This is a genomic window from Micromonospora yangpuensis, assembly GCF_900091615.1.
GTDB lineage: Bacteria > Actinomycetota > Actinomycetes > Mycobacteriales > Micromonosporaceae > Micromonospora > Micromonospora yangpuensis.
In genome coordinates, this window is the sequence record NZ_FMIA01000002.1 from 2,982,775 (window position 1) to 3,000,046 (window position 17,272).

The following is a 17,272-nucleotide window of genomic DNA, read 5'->3' on the forward strand; positions in this document are numbered from 1 at the left end:
GTGGCAGGATCGACCCGTGTCTGTATCCAACGACGAAGGAGCCGCCGCGGTGACCGTCACCCTCTCGCCCCGGGCGCTGATGAGCCTGCTCGTCAACGGGCCCAAGGCCATGGACGTGTTGCGCACGGCGCTCGACCTGGGCCTGCTCGACGCGCTGGAGCCGGGGCCGGTACGCCTCGACGCGCTCGCCGCCCGGTTCGGGCTGCTGCCGCTGCGGTTGTACAAGTTCCTCGACTGCCTGGAGAGCCTCGGCTTCCTGGTCCGCGACGAGCCCGGCGACGACATCGGCACGACCAGCTACCGCGCCGTGCCGGGACTACGCGACGCGGTCCACGCGGTGGTCGGTCCGGGCGCCACCGAGCGGGACCGGGACGGCTATCCGTGGCGGCGGTTGCACGGCCGGCTGGCCGAGAGCCTGCGCGGGGAGGTCAGCATCGACGACGGGTTCGCCTGGCCGCCGAAGACGGCCGCGCAGACCGCGGAGTTCGAGAGCAGCATGGCCCTTGGCCTGGGCCCGGCCATCGAGACGGTACGCCGACACACCGACCGGCTCTGGTCGGGCCGGCGTCGGCTGCTGGACGTCGGTGGCGGTGACGGGACGCTCGCCGCCGACATCCTCGACTGCGCCCCGGCGCTGCGGGCCGACGTGTACAACCTGCCGGCGGTGGCCCCGCTGGTGGAGGCCACCCGGGTCGGTCGGGGCCATCGGGACCGGATGGGTTTCGTCGGCGGCGACTTCTTCGCCGAGCCGCTGCCGCGCGGGTACGACGCGATGTCGTTCGTCCGGGTGCTGCACGACTGGCCCAACCCGGTGGCCCGGCAACTGGTGGAGCAGGCGTACGCGGCGCTGGAGCCGGGTGGGCTGCTGCTGGTCTGTGAGGAGTTCCGCACGCCGGACCGGCTGGCCATGCAGTTCTTCTGGAGCTACTTCCTGATCGGGGTGGACAGCGCCGTCAGCCGGCTCCGCGAGGTGGACTTCTACACCTCCCTGCTCGCGGAGGTAGGCTTCGAGCGGGTGGCGGTGCTTCCCGGCACCTGGGAGCTGGTCACCGCGTACAAGCCGGGCTAGCGGGAGCGCGAAGGTCCGGAAACCCGATTCGGTCGAGGTCGGTAGACGGGGCGGGATGTCGGAGTGATCGGGGGTAGACGCGACGGCGTGGGGCTGCGACCGACCGTCTCCGGCCGGCCGCTGCCCCACGCCGTCGCTGCCAGGCCTCAGCCTCCCGCGCAGGTGGTGGTGGTTCCGCTGCCACTTCCGGTGCCCTGGAATCCGAAACTGGTCGTCTGGCCTGCGGCCAGTCGCCCGTTGTAGCTCTGGTTTGCGACGGTGACGGTGCCACTGGTGCCGGTGGCGACGCCGTTCCAGAGTGAGCTGACCGAGGTCCCGCCCGGCAGGTTCAGGGTCACCCGCCAACCGGTGAGGGCGGCGGTTCCCGCGGTGACGGTGACGGTGGCGACGAACCCGCCGTTCCACTGGTCCTGCACGGAGTAGACCGCCGTGCAGGCGGGGGTTCCGCCCGGTGGCGTGGTCGGGGCGGTGGTGGGCGGCGTGGTGGGCGGCGGATCGCCGTCGAGCGTCAGGTTCTTCTGCTGGACATTCCACTGGCTGCGGCACAGTCCACAGTTGGCACCGACAAAGTTGGTGCCGGCGCTGGTGTCACCCTTCAGTCGCCACTTGAGGTAGAGCACCGCCACTCGGCCGAACTCGCCGCCGTTGGGTTGGTCGTAGGTGCCGCCGTGCCCGACGTTCAGGTTGCCCATGAAGGCGGGCAGCCCGGCCGGCAGCTTGCCCCAGTCGTCGATGGCGTTGGGGTAGGCGATGTCGCTGGGCCCACCGACGAAGTAGGCGATCGGCTTGGTCAGTCTCCTGAGCTGGTAGTCGTCGGCGTCGTTGAGTAGTCCGCTGCTGAAGATGCCGGTCGTGGTGACGCGCGGATCGTGGGAGACGGCGTAGGCCTCCAGACCTCCGCAGGAGAAGCCCGCGACGGCGATCTTGGTGGTGTCGATTCTGTTGTGGTACTTGCTGCCCTGCCGGGAGTTCTCCGCGACGGCCCAGTCGATGGACTGGGTGAGCATCTGGGCGGTGGTGGAGCCGGAACCGTTCGGTGCGCCGTTGGCGATGGCGAGGAAACCGTGGGAGGCGATCTCGCGGAGGAAGTTGCCCTGGGAGAGGCCGTTGGCCGAGCAGCCGCCGTTGCCCCAGACGACGATGGGGAGGCGCTCGGTGGGCAGCGTCTGCGGCCGGAAGATGGTGTGGTTCGCCAGACTCGCCGAGGTCTCGTAGTCGGCGGGGTAGGGGCCGGAACCACCGACGGCGGCACTGGCCGGTGCCGCGCCGATCGCCATGATCACGGCTGCGGCCGGGACGATGACGGCGGCCAGTCCGGCGTAGACCCTCGATCTCCTTCGCACTGATCCTCCAACGGATGTCGCGGCGGCACTCGTGGTCGGTCGTCCGCCACCCGCCCGTGGTGGTCGGTGCCGGCCACGGGGCGGCTCGACGGGCGGGTTGGACCGGACGGGAGCGCGGTGCCCACAGGCGGTCCGGTGGGAGCGGTGTGCAGCCACTATCACCATTGCAGTGAAGTATGTCAATGTCAGGCCCGGCTCGGGCCGGGGCCGTCCGGCCGGTGCGATCAGGCGGATGTTGGTGGCCGGGCCTTCTGCGGATGGGGCGTCTCGTGGCGGGCCAGCATCGCGACGAACCCGTCGATCCGGCGTCTGCGGGTCTCGGCCCGCTTGGCGTCGTTCACGCGGTGGATGAGGGCGAACCGGTTGGTCCTGGTGAGAACGTCGAACATGGCCTGGGCGTCGGGGTCGGCAGCGATGGCGGCGAGCAGGTCGGCGGGCACCTCGGCCTCCGACGGAGGGGCGTACGCGGCTGCCCACCGCCCGTCGGCCTGCGCGGCCTCCACCGCGGCCCGGCCGGCGGGCTGCATCCGCCCCTGCGCCTCCAGCCGGGCCACGTGCGCGACGTTGCGTTGGGACCAGGAGCTGCGGGGCCGGCGCGGGGTGAAGCGGATCCAGGAGGACTCCTGGTCCCGCTTGCGGGCCTGCCCGTCGATCCAGCCGAAACACAGGCCCTCGTCGACCGCCTGTTGCCAGGTCAACGTGGTGACGGTGCCGCCCTTCCTGGTCAGGGCGAGCCAGACGCCGGGTGACGAGTCGTGGTGGGCGGCCAGCCAGCTGCGCAGCGCGTCGGCGTCGGAGACGATCAACTCGGCCAACTCCGCGCCCCCCATGACGGCAGGTTAGCCGCTGTCGACCCGCCGGTCCTCAGGCGGTGGTGGGTTGGCGGGGTTGGGGGGTGGTGGGCGTGGGGTCGTAGCCGGCCGCCTGGAGGGTGAACAGCTCGGCGTACCGGCCGCCGGTGCTCATCAGGTGGTCGTGGGTGCCGGCCTCGACGAGGCGGCCGTGGTGTAGGACGTAGATCCGGTCGGCGTGGCGGACGTTGGCCAGCCGATGGGTGATCAGGATGGTGATCCGCTCACCCTGCCGGTCGCGGATGGCCTGGAAGAGGGCGTCCTCGGCACGTGGGTCGAGGGCGGAGGAGGGCTCGTCCATGATGAGCAGGTCGGCGTCGCGCAGGAAGCCCCGGGCGGCGGTGATGCGTTGCCACTGGCCCCCGGAGAGGTCCTGTCCGCCGGCGAAGGTGCGGTCGAGCAGGGTGTCGTACCCGTGCGGCAGGTCTTTGATCATGTCGTGGGCGACGGCGCGGGCGGCGGCGGTCTCGATGAGCTGGGAACTCGGTGCGGTGGTGATGTCGCCGATGGCGATGTTCGTGGCGGCGGTGAAGGGCCACTTGTGGTACTCCTGCGTGACCACGCCGATGCGGGCCCGCAGCGCGTCGGGGTCCCAGCCGGCGGCAGGGCGACCGTCGTAGCCGACGGTGCCGGACGTGGGGGTGCGCAGGGTGGCGATCAGGGTGGCGAGGGTGGACTTGCCGGAGCCGTTCTCGCCGACGAACGCCACCGTCTGCCCGGCGGTGATGGTCAGGCTGACCTGGTCGACGGCGGGGGTGTCCCGGTCGGGGTAGTGCAGGCTGACGTTGTCGACGTGGATGGTGTGCAGCGGCTGCGTGGTGCTCGTCGTGGTGGCGGCCGGGGGTGTGGGCAGGTACTCGGCGGCCCGGGTCATGAAGCCGGTGTAGTCGCGGAAGTGCTGGCCCTCGGTGTAGACGCGGTCGATCTGGAAGGTGACCACCGCGAGGGAGCGTTGCGCGGACTGGACGGCGATGACGCAGGTCGCGGCGGCGGCGAGGGGGATCTGTCCGTCGACGAGCAGCAGACCGAGCAGGACGTAGACGACGGCGGTGGCGATTCCGCCGACCGCCGCGCCGACCGTGGTGGTCGTGGTGACCCGGCGGGCCAGGGCGAGTTGGATGCCGGTCTCCACGCCCATCACCCGGTCGTACTGGTCGAGCAGGAACCCGCGCAGGCCGTAGGAGCGCAGCTCGGGAGCGGAGTCCCGCTCGGCCATCAGCCGGTGCAGCAGCCACAGCCGGCGACGGCGTACCGATCCGGCGGCGTAGGTCTGGTAGCGCAGGTGTCCGGCGCGCAGCGACGCCCACCCGTTGGGCACGGTCGCCACCAGCAGGGCGAGCAGCAGCAGCGGGTGGACCACCACGACGGCGACCGCGACGGCGAGCACCCCGGCCAGGCCGGCGAGCAGGTTCATCGACGCCTGCACCAGGTCGGTGGTGGAGTCGGCGCCCCGGGAGGCGCGTTCCATGTCGTCGGCGAACGCGTCGGCGTCGAACGCCTCCAGCCGTACCGCCGTGGTCACCTCGAACAGGCCGCGTTCGACCTCCCGGTCAACCTTCGGGCTCAGGCCGTTCTGGGCGTACCCCATCGCGGTGGCCATCCCGGCGCGCAGCGCGGTCACCGCCGCCAGCGCGGCCAGGGCGGGCAGGGCGGCGATCACCTTGTCGGCGGTCGGTCCGCCGGCGAACAGCTCCACCAGCACCCGCTGGGTGGCCAGCAGCCCGAAGGCCGACATCACCCCCGCGCCGACGGTGGTGGCCGCCACGACCGAGGTGCGGATCCGGTCGGCCCGCCAGCTGACCACGAGCGCCGACCAGACCAGGCGGGGCAGCTCGGAGAAGACGGCGAAGAGCCCGGCCTGCGCCCGGGCCCGCACGCCGGTCTCCCACCACATCTCCCGCAACTCCGGCAGCACCGGGTCCCGCTGCGCCGGATCGGTGGGGCCGGGCGTGGGGTCGGGGGGACCGGTTCTGGGCATGGGGTTACCTCCCGAGGACGAGAAGGAGCCGGCGCGACTCACGGCACCGCATGCAGAGACGGTAGGACGCCGACGGGCCGACACGCCCGTAACGCCGCGCGCCGCCGGCCGGGTGGCGCTGGCCGTGTCGCCCGGCGCCGACGGTGGTGTCCGCGCCGACGGGCGGACAGCGTCCCTGGTCCTGCCCGGGTGGCAGGTCGCCGTACGACCTAGTACGTATTACCGGCTGCGCCGATCCGCTACCTGAGATGTGCCTCTTCGCTCTGGTATTTTGATGCCGGCGGTCAAGAGATGAGGTGTTCCGAAAATGGCTCCTCGGCGCGGGGTTTACTTCCTGGCGAACGATTACGTGCTGGACCGGGCCATCGCCTTCCTGAACAGCTTCCGGGCCCACCACGAGGCGCTGCCGATCTGTCTGATCCCGTTCGGTGACGACATCGACGGTCTGCGGCGGCTCCAGTCGTACTTCGACTTCACGATCTGGTCCGGTGACCCTGCCCTCCTGGCGGCTTGCGACGACCTCAGCCGGGGATTTCACGGCGAGGTCAAGGGGCACTACCGCAAACTGGTCGCCTGGGAGGGGGAGTTCGACGAGTTCGTCTACGTGGACACCGATACGATCGTGTTACGCGATCTGAGCTTTGTCTACGATTTTCTCGACACGTACGATTTCGTCACCACGGTCTCGGACGTCCCCGACCACTTCAAGTGGGTGTGGCGCGAGTCCGTGCACGGTGCCGGCGTGCTGACGCCCGACCAGATCGCCTTCGCCGCCGGCACACAGTTCATCGCGTCGCGCCGAGAGTGTCTGCGGTTCGCCGAGGTGCGGCCCCGCCTCGACGCCGCGCTGGCGCTCGCCGGGCACATGGCGTTGGTGACCCTGGAGATGCCGCTGCTGAACTACCTGATGGTGACCTCGGGCCGGCCGTACACCAGCCTGCGGAGGCTGGCCGGCGCGGTGGGCGCGGGCGGGCCGCCGCCGGGCGACATCCCACAGGAGCGGTGGGCCGGCGATCCGATCGGGGCCGTACGCGACGGTCACCTGCTGACCCCCTGGTCACCGCCGATCTTCCTGGTGCACTGGGCGGGTATGTGGTGGGAGCTGGAGCGCGGTGACCGGGCCGAGTTGCCGCACGGTGACCTGTGGAGCCACTACCGTCGCCTGGGCGGTCTCGACGTCACTTGATGGGCTTGCCCTGATCACCCTCGATGAGGTGGGCGGCTGTCGCCTTGCGCACCGCGTCGACCCGGGAGACGGCGTCGAGCTTGCCGTAGATGTTCGTCAGGTGGCGCTTGACGGTCGCTTCGGTGATGCGTAGGCGGGTGGCGATCTGCGCGTTGCTGAGCGCCTGTGCGGTCAGGCGCAGCACCTCCAGCTCCCGTTCGGTCAGGGTGCCCTCGCACGTCGGACGCCGCTGTTTGACCAGGCGCTCGACCGTGCGTCGGGACACCGACAGCCGGACGGTCGCCGACTCGCCGGCAGCGGCGATCACCGCCGCGATCAGCTCGGCCCGATGGATGGTCTTGATCAGGTAGGCGACGGCTCCGCACTCGATCGCCTCGTGCACGATGTCGGCGTCGTCATGCATGGTCAGCACGACCGTGCGGGTGTGCGGGCACAGCCGGCGAAGTTGCAACAGCACCGCGGCGGTCCCCGGACCGGGCATCTCCACGTCGAGCAGGAGCACGTCGGGCTGCCGTTCGACGCAGAGCGCGATGGCGGCCTCGCCGTGCGCCGCCTCTCCGACGACCCGCAGCCCCGGGTTGGTGGCGAGGATCTCGCGGACCCCGTCGCGAAAGAGGGTCTGGTCGTCGGCGAGCGCCACGGTGACCGCGGCGTCACCGCGGTTCATGGCCGTTGCCCGAGGGCCGGCGGGTGGACATTGTGTCCCCCGACCGGCTGGCGCCGGCATTCTGCCCGAACTCGCAGGTCCGACAATGGCGGGCCGCCATCACGCATGGCGGCCCCGCGGGGCATCCAGCACCTTTCGGGCATTTCCCGGCATCCATGGCCTCCTGGCGGAAAGCTGTGCGACTTGGTGGAAGTGCTGGAAGCGCTTCCAGAGAACATACCCAACAAGTGCCCGGAGGTGAACGCCCAAATCGCCCATTGGGTGGACGGGCATTACGGTGGCCCGGCTGGCCTGGTCGCCGCCCGGTGTCGCCGAGGTGCGATCCGTGCGCCGGGTACGCAGGGTGACGGGCTGCCCGGGTACCCCTTTGGTCGTAGCGGCGACTACGACTTTGGTTTCATTGGCGGCCGCATCCGCTGATCGCTATTGTTCTGGCCAGTCCCGCAGCGAGGGGCATAAATGGCGGAGGTGTTCGGGTGTCCACCAACAATGCGTCGTTTCTTCGGGTAAGTGGCTCGGATCTGGTCGACTCCAATGGCACTCCGGTGACGTTGTTCGGCATCGGCGTTGCTGGCTGGCTCAACATGGAGAACTGGATTACCGGATTTCCGGGATACGAGGAGGGGCAGCGGGCGGCGGTCGGGCGGGTGCTCGGGCCGGGATTGCGGGACTTCTTCTTCGACCGTTTTCTCGAACATTTCTTCACCGCCGACGACGCGGCGTACCTCGCCTCTCTCGGTATCAACATGATCCGCCTGCCGTTCAGCTACAAGTACCTGGAGAGCGACGACGCGCCCTTCGAGATCAACGAGAGCGGCTTCCGTTACCTCGACCGGGTGATCGACCTGTGCGGCGCGCAGGGCATCCGTACGGTGCTCGACCTGCACTCCGTGCCCGGTTGGCAGCACCAGGACTGGCACTGCGACAACCCCACGCACACCTCGCAGTTCTGGGTGCACCGGACGTTCCAGGACCGGGTGGTGCACCTGTGGCGGGCGATCGCCGACCGGTACAAGGACAACCCGTGGGTCGCCGGTTACAACCCGATCAACGAGCCGGCGGACCCCAGCGCCGAGAAGGTGGGCCCCTTCTACGAGCGCCTGGTGGAGGCGATCCGGGAGGTCGACCAGAACCACGTCCTGTTCCTCGACGGCAACCGGTACGCGCTCGACTTCGAGTTCTTCGGCGAGCCGTGGCCGAACACCGTCTACTGCCCGCACGACTACCCCGCGCCGGGGTACACCCCGGGCAGCCGCTACCCCGGCCGCCACCGGCCGATCCACGTGCTCAACGCCGGGGGCGGCCAGGCGGCCGAGCCGGAGGGCGAGGCGTACTGGGATAAGGCCGAGGTGGAGCGGAGCTTCCTGTACCGCACCAGCTACATGCGGGAGACGAACACCCCCATCGTGGTGGGCGAGTTCAACGCGGTGTGGCCGGAGTCGGAGCAGGAGCGGTTGCGGCTGCTCGGCGACCAGCTCGACGTGTTCCGCAAGTACAACGCGAGCTGGACCTACTGGTCGTACAAGGACGTCGGCTTCGCGGCACCGCTGCGGCTGGCCCCCAACGGTGCGTACCTGGAGCGCATCCGGCCGATCCTGGACAAGAAGGCCCGCCTGGCGGTCGACCTCTGGGGCGGTGACCGCCGCAAGATGGCCCACGTGCTCGGCCCGATCCACCAGGCCCTCGCCGAGGAGTGCCCGGACTGGAACCCCTACCCGTGGGGCAGCGAGTTCATGGTCTGCCGGGTGATCCTGCAGATCCTCTTCTCCGAGGCGCTGCTGCCGCAGTTCGGCGAGCTGTTCCGTGGCATGGGCGAGGACGACATCGACCAGATGATGCAGTCGTTCCGGTTGGAGAACTGCCAGCCCTGGCAGCCCCTGGTCGACCTGCTGCGAAACGACATCACGGCACGTCGTCGGCACGCCACCGTCGCCGCCGTCTGAGCGGCACCACGGACGCGAGGAAGCGGGCCGTGCGATGCCTGAGGTGGTGACGACCCCGCCCGCGCCGGCGCCGGCGGCACTGCGGGCCACGATGACCGCCGGTTTCCGGTTGGACCTGGTCCGGGACCTCTTCGCGCCGGACAATCCGGTGCTGGCCGATGCCTGGGGACCGGCTCGGCGGTTGCTCGTGGTGCACGACGAGGTCGCCGCGCCCGGCGGCGACCCGCTGATCGGATATCTGCGCGTGGCGCAGGACCGCGGTGAGTTGGACGACTTCCACGTCGTGGACGCGCAGGCCGGCGCGGCGGACGTCGGGCACCGGCGGGCCGGGGTGGACGCCTGCGGCTACGTCGTCGAGGCAGCCGTCAAGGCCCAGCTCGGGCGGCGCGACGCGGTGGTCGCGTTCGGTGGTGAGCGGACCGGGCGGCTCGTCGCGGTGGCGGCGGCGTCGTTCCGGCGGCACACCGCGGCGGTCCGCGTCCATCGCGACCTGGCCGCCGTGGTGGGTTGCCTGCGCGACGGCCTGCGCGCAACCCTGCCCGAGGAGGGAATCACCGCCCTGGCCCGCCGCACCCACGTCATCGTCGACGAGGATGGCGTGCTGACCCACCCGGTGGAGCCGGCCGCGTTGCTGGCGTTGGCCGCGCTCGACCGGCGGTTGCTCGACCGGTTGGGCCGGGCCGATCCGGACACCTGCCAGCGCGACGCGCTCACCGCGGTGCTGCGGCTGTGCCGCCGGTTCCGCCCCGGCCACCCGGCGTGGCGGATCGGCGAGGCGTTGCTGCCACTGGCCCCTGCCGCGTTGACCGGACCACAGCGGCGGGCCTGGTCGGTGCTGACCGCCGCCCGGGTCGCCCACCGGCTCGGCCGGCTGCCGGCAGCGGCGGTCCACGCGCTCGACGGGGTGGCCGAGAAGCTGGCGGTGCAGCGGGCCGAAGCGGTGGTGGACGCCTCGACCGCCCGTCGCTGGGTCGCCAACGCGCCGTCGGGTGACGGGCCGGTCACGCTGATGTTGCCCACCCCGGACGGTGGCGGCGAGCCGGTGACGGTGGACCGGGCCGTGCTGGCCCGGGTGCTCAGCGCCGGGCCGGACCGGCCCGGCCCGCCGGGTCCGCCGACCGGCCCGGCCCGCCGACGGGTGGCCCGGGCCGACGGGCCGACGACACCGACGCCCCGCCGGGGTGCCGGGACGGTGCGGGGTACCCAGCTCCGGGTCGACGTGCCGGCCACGTTCCCGGTGCGTCTGGTCGACGACGTGCTCGCTCCGGCCACCGCCGCCCTCACCGACCTGCTGCCCGAACGCTGCCAGGTGTTGGCGGTCGTCGACCCGTACGCGCCGGACCAGGTGGACCGGGTGCAGCGGCTGCTGGCCGGTTACCGGGACCGGGGCTACCTGGCCCGGTTCACCGTCCTGCCGGTGGTCGCCACCGAGCACACCAAGAACCTCACCCAGGTGACCACCGTGCTACGGGTGGCCGAAGGGCTCGGGCTGGGCGCGGACGACCGGGTGCTCGTGGTCGGTGGCGGCACCCTGATGGACGTCGTCGGGTACGCCGCCTACCTCTACCGCGGCCAGACCCCGTACATCCGGATACCCACCACCCTGGTCGGCATGGTCGACGCCGGTGTCGGCCTCAAGGTGGGCGTCAACCTCAACGGCCACAAGAACCTGCTCGGGGCGTACCATCCGCCGCTGGCCTGCCTGTGCGACCCGGCCTTCCTGCGCACCCTGGCCCCGGCGGAGCTGCGCTGTGGCCTGGCCGAGGTGATCAAGATGGCGGTGGTCTGTGACGCCGAGCTGTTCGATCTGGTGGAGCGGCACCACGGCGACGTGCTGGCGGCTCACGACACTCCGCAGGTACGCGAGATCATCGACCGCGCCACCCGGGCGATGCTGCGCGAACTCTCCGCCAACCCGGTCGAGGAGGACCTACGGCGGTTGCCCGACTTCGGCCACGAGTTCGGGCACGCCCTGGAGTCCATGTCCGGCTACCGGCTCCGCCACGGCGAGGCGGTCGCGATCGGCATGGCTCTCTCGTCCCACCTGGCCCTGCGGACCGGACACCTGGGCCGCGTCGACCTCGACCGGCTGCTGACGCTGCTGCGCCGGACCGGCCTGGCGTTGTGGAACCCGGTGTGCGACCCGGCCGTGCTCTGGGACCGGCTGCACGGCGAGGTGATGCCGCACAAGGCCGGTCGGCTGCACCTGGTGGTGCCGCGCCGCATCGGCGTCGGCGACTTCATCGACTCGATCGACGAGATCAGCGCCCACCTGGTCGCCGAGGCCTGCGCGGAACTCGCGGCCCTGGCGAGACCGCCGGTGCGGTGACGGGACCTGGATGAAGGAGGCAGACGTGACGGCGCTTACCGACACCACGTCGATCTGTGTGGACATGGGCGGCACCACCACCCGGATCGGCGTCTGCGCCGAGGGACGACTGCTGCCCGGCACGGTGCGGTTCGCCACGCCGAAGCCGGTCGCGGGCAGCTCGATCCGCGACGCGCACCTGGACCGGATAGCCGAGGCCGTGTCGCGGGTGCGCTCCGCGACGCCGGTGCCCACCCGGGCGGTGGGGCTCGCGGTGGGTGCCACCGTCGCCGCCACCGGCCGGATCCGCAACGCCGCCATGCTGTGGCACGAGCCGAGCGAGGGCTTCGACCTCGCCGCGGCGGTGGCGGCGCGGCTGCCGTGGGCCGACATCACCGTGGCCAACGACATCGCCGCCGCTACCTGGCGCTACCGTGCGCTGGGCCGGTTCGGTCTGGTCACGGTCAGCACCGGGGTCGCGGTCAAGGTCTTCGACGACGCGCTGCCCTTCGACCGCAAACTGCTCGTCGACGACCAGGGGCTGGGTGGCGAGGTCGGCCACGTCCGGGTCGACCCACCGGCCGAGCTGGCCGGCGTCGGCACCCCGTGGTGCGAGTGCGGCAACACCGGTGACCTCTGCTCGTACGCCTCGGGTCCGGCCACCATGCGGCTCGTGGCGCTGCTCGCCACGGCGTGGCCCCGACGCTGGCGCGACTCGAAACTCGCGGTGCTCGCCGAGGGCGTACCGGAGCGCCTGACCAGCCGCGACCTCGCCCAGGTCGCCGGTGCCGGCGACGAGTTCGCCGCCGCGGTCCTGCGGGTCTCCACCCGTCCGTTGGCCACCCAACTGCTGCACACCTCGGCCCTGCTGGGGTTGCGGCGTTTCGTGGTGATGGGCGGGTTCGCCAACGGCGTCGGCGTGCCGTGGTACACCGCGTTGCGCGCCAACCTGGGCGAACTGCTGCCACAGGGTGGTTGGTTCACCGGCTGGACCGCCGAGGACCTGGACGCGCTGGTGCGCCCGTCGGTCGACGGCGACGACAGCCTGCTGGGTATGGCGGCGTTTCAGGCCGCCCGCCGCGACCAGTACCGCGAGCTGCACAAGCCGGTGGGCGAGGGGCGGACCGTGGTGCGCTTGCGGGACCGGCCGCGCTGCGGCCGGGAGCAGTTCGTGGCCCGCGTCGCCTTCGCCGGCATCTGCGGCACCGACCTGCAGATGGTACGCGGCGAACGCGGGTGTGAGCCCGGCGTGCTCGGCCACGAGTGCGTCGCCCAGGTCGTCGAGGTGGGCGACGGCGTGTCCGCCGTCGCCCCCGGTGAGGTGATCGGGGTCAATCCGAACCACCCGCACGACGACCACGACAAGATCGGCCACAACCAGCCCGGGGTCCTGCGCGAGGTCGCGGTCTGGGACGGGGCCCTCGCCGATCGGGGCCAGGCGGTGCGGCTGCCCGCCGAGGGCCGGGCCGAGTGGGTCCTGCTGGAGCCGCTCGCGTGCGCGGTGCGCTCCCTGCGGATGGCCCGGGACGCCGGCCGTGGTGGGCGGATCCTGGTGCTCGGCGGCGGCATCTCCGGCCTGCTGCACGTGCTGCTGGCCCGCCGGTGGGGAGCCCGGCAGGTGCTGCTGGCCAACCGGGGCGGCGACCGGCTGCGGCTGGCGGTGGAACGCGGTGTGGTGGCCGCCGAGGACACTCTGCCCGTCGACGCCGGCCTGGCCTCGGCCGTGCGGGACGCCACCGGTGGTGCCGGCGTCGACGCGGTCGTGGTCTGCGTCTCCGGCGCCGGGCCGGACCTCCTGACGGGCCTGTGGCCGGCGTTGGCCGACGGTGCCACGGTCCACCTGTTCGGTGGCTTCCTGGCCGGTGACACCATCCGAGTACCCGGCGGGGACGTGGTGGCGGCCCACCCGATCCGGTGCGGCCAGCGGCGTACGGTACGGCTGCCGGACGGCGGCAGTGGCGTGCTGCTCGGTTCGCGGGGAGCCTCGGCCGAGGAGTACCGGGAGGCGCTGGAGCTCTGCGCCGGCCCCGACGGGCTGCGGCTGGGCCCACTGATCAGCCACGTGGTGTCGCTGGACGCCGTACCGGCCGTCCTCGACGACCTGGCCGCCACCGGTCGGGTCGGCGGCGAACCCACGCTGCGCGTGGTGGTCGACCTGAGGTTGCCGGGCCACGCGGTGCACGCCGTCGACGGCACCATGCTTCCCCAGCTGGCGTCGCCGCGATGACCGGGTGTCCGGAAACGGTCGGGCCGGCCCGCGGCGACCTCGCCGGGCTCGACGCCGACGCCCTGTGGTCCGCGGTGCTCGCCGCGGCGGCGGGCTCCCGCACGGGCGTGCCGGGCGTGGTGGCCGAGCGCTGCACGGCGGCGGGTGCGGTGCGGCTGGGCTGGGTCTCGCCTCCGGCGTGGCACGTGGTACGCGAGGGGGTCGCCGCCGTCCGCACCGCCCTCGTACCGCCGACGCGGGCGCGGGTGGTGGTGCTGGGCACCGGCGGCTGGTGTTTCGCCGCCCAGGCGCTTACCGAGACCACCGGCGGGCGGGCCGCGCTGACCGTCCTGGACAGCCTCGACCCCACCGCGATCGCCCAGGCGCTGGCCGACGAACCCGGCACCCCACGAGGAGTTCTGGCGGTCTCCGCCTCCGGTGCCACCCGGGAGACCCGGCTGCTGGTGGCGGCGGTGCCGCCACGCGACGGCGGCCGGCTGGTGTGGCTGCGCGACGAGGCGGATCCGCCGGAGGCCTTCGCGCTGTCGCCCGGCGGTGGAGCCGACCAGGTGGCGATGCTCGGCGCCCCGCTGTCCACCGCGTTCCTGGCGGTGGCCGGCATCGCCGACGGGGCGGCGCTGGCCGCCGCCTACCCACGGTTCGTCTCCCGGAGCCACCGGATCGGCGTCGCCGCGGCCCGACGCGCCGGTACGGTGCCGGTGGCGGGTGCCGTGCGCATCCGGTTCGTGCCGCCGCGGTGGGCGGGACCGGGACTGCGGCGCTGGCTGCTGCAGCTCGGCCGGCAGGTGCTCGGTGGCAAACCCGGCCGGTGGCGACCCACGGTGGAGCTGGCCTGCGGGGCCGAGGGCACGCCCGCCGTCGGCGGGACCGGTCGACCCGAGGTCGTGTTCGATCTCGGCGGCCTACGGCGTGACCTGCCGGCGCTGCTCGACGGGCTGTACGCCGCCGGGGTGTTCGTGGCCTGCGTCGGGCTGCGGGCGGGCCTCGACGTCGCCGAGCACCCGAACGTGCGCGTGTACAAGGAGCACCTGGCCCACGCCGACCCCGACGAGGCGGGTCACCGGTCGGTCGCCGTCGCCGACCTGCCCGACACCGCCGCGAGGTGGCTCACCCACCGCCCGGAAGTGACGCGACTGCACGTCGTCGGGTACTGGTCGGCGGCCGAGCGGGACCTGCCGTCCGCCGCCCGGTTCACCGGGGCCACCGGACGTCCGTGCGAGGTGCACGAGGGCAGCGCCTGGAACCACCACTCCTTCCAGGCCGGCTACCCCGATCCGACAGTCGCGGTGCTGATCGTCACGCGCGGCGTCGAGGCCGGCACCGACCCCACCGCCGCCCCGCCGGTGCGCGCCGCCGCCCGGGCCCTGCGTCGGATCGCCGTGGCCACCCACCGGTCGCTGCCGGAGCGCAGTCTGCTGGTGTCGTCGCCGGCGGTCGACCGGGCCGAGGTCTCCGGGCGGGCCAGGGGAGGTGGCTGAGGTGCGCGCTCCGGCAGCCGTGCTGTTCGACGTCGACGGCGTACTGCTCGACACCGGTGACCTGTTCCGGCAGGTGTGGCGCGGTTGGGCGCTCGGCCACGGGCTGGACCCGGACCTCGTGCTGGCCCGCACAGCCGGTCGGCGCACCGCCGACGTGCTGGGCGAGGTCGCCCCGCACCTCGATCCGGCGGTGGAACGGCGGGCCCTGGACGCGCTGACCCGGCAACGGATGGCCGGGGTGCGCCCGGTCGCCGGTGCCGGCGCGCTGGTGCGGGCCTGCCAGCGTGTCCCCTGGGCCATCGTCACCTCGGGCAGCCGGTGGTTCGTGGGCGAGTGCTTCCGGTCGACCGGGCTGCCGCTGCCCACGGTGGCGGTGTACGACGAGGACGTCCGGCACGGCAAACCCGCCCCGGAGGGCTACCTCGCCGCGACCCGCCGGCTGGGTACACCCCCGGACCGCTGTGTCGTGGTGGAGGACGCACCCGACGGCGTACGGGCGGCCAAGGCCGCCGGATGCGTGGTGCTCGCGGTCACCACGACGCACCCGCCGGCGCGGCTTGCCCAGGCCGACGCGTGTCTTCCGAACCTCGCGGCGGTACGCGACCTGTTGTGGACGGCATGGGAGGGGAAGCCGACGGATGACTGACGACACGGTGTTGCGGGTGCGTGGCCTGCGCAAACGGTACCGACAGGTGACCGCGGTCGACGGGGTGGACCTGACCGTCGCCGCCGGCGAGCGGGTCGCCCTGGTCGGTCCCAACGGGGCGGGCAAGACCACCACCCTGATGAGCTGCCTCGGCGCGGTCCAGCCCGAGGAGGGCACGGTCGAACTGCTGGGGCAACGCGGGCGCCGGGCCCGCCGCGCGGTGCTGGCCCGGGTCGGGTTCGCCTCCGGCTACCTGCCGCTGCCGCCGCACCTGCGGGTCAGGGAGTTCCTGACGCTGTACGCCCGCCTGTACGGTGCCCCGAACCCGCAGGAGCAGGCTCGGGCGGGTCTGCGGCAGTTCGACGTGGAGGGTCTCGCCGACCGTTGGGGAAGCGACCTGTCCAGCGGGCAGCGCACGGTGGTCGGTGTGGTCAAGGCGACCATGCACGCGCCGGCGTTGCTGGTGCTCGACGAGCCGACCGCCTCGCTCGACCCGGATGTGGCCCTGCGGGTCCGCGGCGGCCTGCTCGACCTGTGTCGACGGCGGGGGACCGCGCTGCTGGTCACCAGCCACAACATGGTCGAGGTGGAGCGGCTCGCGCAGCGGGTGATCTTCCTGGCCGGCGGTCGGGTCCTGGTCGACGGGCCGGTCGAGACGATCACCGCGCAACTGGGTCAGACCAGCCTGGAGGACGTCTACCTGCGGCTGCGCGAGAGCACCGCCGACGGTCGGCAGGCCAGTACGGGGGCGTCGTCGTGAGCACCGACGCGGTGGCCGGCGACGGCGCGCTGCGGCGGATCGCCGCCGTGGCGGTACGGCACTGGTTCGTGACCCGCCGCAGTCCGCACCGGTTCCTCGACATCGCGGTCTGGCCGGTCTTCGACATGCTCCTGTACGGCTCGATCGCGATGTACGTCCGGCAGGCCGGCGGCGACGCCGCGACCCGTACCGCACTCTCCGTGGTGGCCGGCATCGTGATGTGGCACGTCGTCTACCAGTCCCAGATCGCCGTGTCGTCCAGCTTCTTCGAGGAGATCTACGCGCGCCAGTTGCCGAGCCTGCTCACCACGCCGTTGCGTCCGGTCGAGTGGGTGGCCGGCGCGGCCGTGCAGGGGCTGGTCCGGGTGGGCGTGGGCATCGCCGCGGTGACGGCCGCGGCGGCTGTCCTGTTCGGCTTCGACCTGACCGGCACGGGCGGTGCCATCGTGCCGGTGATGGCGTTGCTGCTGCTGACCGGCTGGGCGATCGCGCTGATCGTGATGGGTGTGGTGATGTTCCTCGGCACCGGCACCGAGACGCTCGCCTTCACGTTGCTGTTCATCATGCTGCCGCTGTCCGGCGCGTTCTACCCGGTCTCGGTGCTGCCGGCGTGGATCCAACCGGTCTCGGCGGTACTGCCGACGACGTACACCTTCAGCGCGGCCCGGGCGGTGGCCACCGGTGACCCGGCGCCCTGGGGTGAGATCGGCGTGGCCGCGCTGGCCACGGCGGCGTTGATGGCCGCGGCGTTCGGGTTCGCCGCGTTCGCGTTGCGGGTGTTCCAGCGGCGCGGCTTCGTCAGCCGCTACCAGTGAG

Annotated in this window: 13 protein-coding genes; 9 read left to right on the forward strand and 4 right to left on the reverse strand. The window is 72.4% G+C overall.

Annotation, left to right across the window (positions count from 1 at the left end; translation table 11 throughout):
• The first annotated feature begins 49 nt into the window (after positions 1-49).
• Complete coding sequence (locus GA0070617_RS13645; protein ID WP_091437206.1) at positions 50-1,069, forward strand: methyltransferase; 1,020 nt, start codon at positions 50-52, stop codon at positions 1,067-1,069.
• A 146-nt stretch (positions 1,070-1,215) separates the two neighbouring features.
• Here the strand turns inward: GA0070617_RS13645 and GA0070617_RS13650 are convergent, their stop codons facing one another.
• The 3 genes from GA0070617_RS13650 to GA0070617_RS13660 form a co-directional block, all read right to left on the reverse strand.
• On the reverse strand, positions 1,216-2,412 hold the full coding sequence (locus GA0070617_RS13650; RefSeq protein WP_091437209.1) for a cellulose binding domain-containing protein: 1,197 nt from the start codon (positions 2,410-2,412) through the stop codon (positions 1,216-1,218).
• 224 nt (positions 2,413-2,636) lie between these two features.
• Positions 2,637-3,242 (reverse strand): YdeI/OmpD-associated family protein, encoded by a 606-nt coding sequence (locus tag GA0070617_RS13655; protein WP_091437211.1) that lies wholly within the window; start codon positions 3,240-3,242, stop codon positions 2,637-2,639.
• 34 nt (positions 3,243-3,276) lie between these two features.
• Positions 3,277-5,241, reverse strand: coding sequence for an ABC transporter ATP-binding protein (locus GA0070617_RS13660; RefSeq protein ID WP_091437213.1), 1,965 nt, complete (start codon positions 5,239-5,241; stop codon positions 3,277-3,279).
• A gap of 307 nt (positions 5,242-5,548) precedes the next feature.
• Between GA0070617_RS13660 and GA0070617_RS13665 the strand changes: the two genes are divergently transcribed.
• On the forward strand, positions 5,549-6,427 hold the full coding sequence (locus GA0070617_RS13665) for a glycosyltransferase family protein (RefSeq protein WP_139135648.1): 879 nt from the start codon (positions 5,549-5,551) through the stop codon (positions 6,425-6,427).
• Here the strand turns inward: GA0070617_RS13665 and GA0070617_RS13670 are convergent.
• On the reverse strand, positions 6,420-7,094 hold the full coding sequence (locus GA0070617_RS13670; protein WP_091437217.1) for a response regulator: 675 nt from the start codon (positions 7,092-7,094) through the stop codon (positions 6,420-6,422). The genes GA0070617_RS13665 and GA0070617_RS13670 overlap by 8 nt on opposite strands.
• 476 nt (positions 7,095-7,570) lie before the next feature.
• Here GA0070617_RS13670 and GA0070617_RS13675 point away from each other — a divergent pair, with 476 nt between their 5' ends.
• Genes GA0070617_RS13675 through GA0070617_RS13705 form a run of 7 tightly spaced genes read left to right on the forward strand, consistent with a single transcriptional unit; the run spans position 7,571 to position 17,271 of the window.
• Positions 7,571-9,037, forward strand: a complete 1,467-nt coding sequence (locus GA0070617_RS13675) for a glycoside hydrolase family 5 protein (protein ID WP_217628803.1) — start codon at positions 7,571-7,573, stop codon at positions 9,035-9,037.
• Between the two features lie 34 nt (positions 9,038-9,071).
• On the forward strand, positions 9,072-11,366 hold the full coding sequence (locus GA0070617_RS13680) for a 3-dehydroquinate synthase family protein (RefSeq protein ID WP_091437220.1): 2,295 nt from the start codon (positions 9,072-9,074) through the stop codon (positions 11,364-11,366).
• A gap of 25 nt (positions 11,367-11,391) precedes the next feature.
• Entirely contained in the window at positions 11,392-13,572 is a 2,181-nt protein-coding gene (locus tag GA0070617_RS13685; protein ID WP_175440521.1) for an ROK family protein, read from the forward strand.
• The gene (locus GA0070617_RS13690; protein ID WP_091437224.1) at positions 13,569-15,050 is read left to right on the forward strand and encodes a hypothetical protein; all 1,482 of its coding nucleotides are present in this window, start codon (positions 13,569-13,571) and stop codon (positions 15,048-15,050) included. Before GA0070617_RS13685 ends, GA0070617_RS13690 begins: the two co-directional genes overlap by 4 nt.
• Position 15,051: 1 nt before the next feature.
• Positions 15,052-15,696: an HAD family hydrolase gene (locus GA0070617_RS13695; RefSeq protein WP_217628804.1), complete on the forward strand. Its 645-nt coding sequence runs from the start codon at positions 15,052-15,054 to the stop codon at positions 15,694-15,696.
• Positions 15,689-16,456 carry an ABC transporter ATP-binding protein gene (locus tag GA0070617_RS13700; RefSeq protein ID WP_091437227.1) on the forward strand — a complete coding sequence of 256 codons (768 nt, stop codon included), beginning with the start codon at positions 15,689-15,691 and terminating at the stop codon, positions 16,454-16,456. The genes GA0070617_RS13695 and GA0070617_RS13700 overlap by 8 nt, the downstream gene beginning before the upstream one ends.
• Positions 16,453-17,271, forward strand: a complete 819-nt coding sequence (locus GA0070617_RS13705) for an ABC transporter permease (protein ID WP_175440522.1) — start codon at positions 16,453-16,455, stop codon at positions 17,269-17,271. Before GA0070617_RS13700 ends, GA0070617_RS13705 begins: the two co-directional genes overlap by 4 nt.
• The last annotated feature ends 1 nt before the right edge of the window (position 17,272 follow it).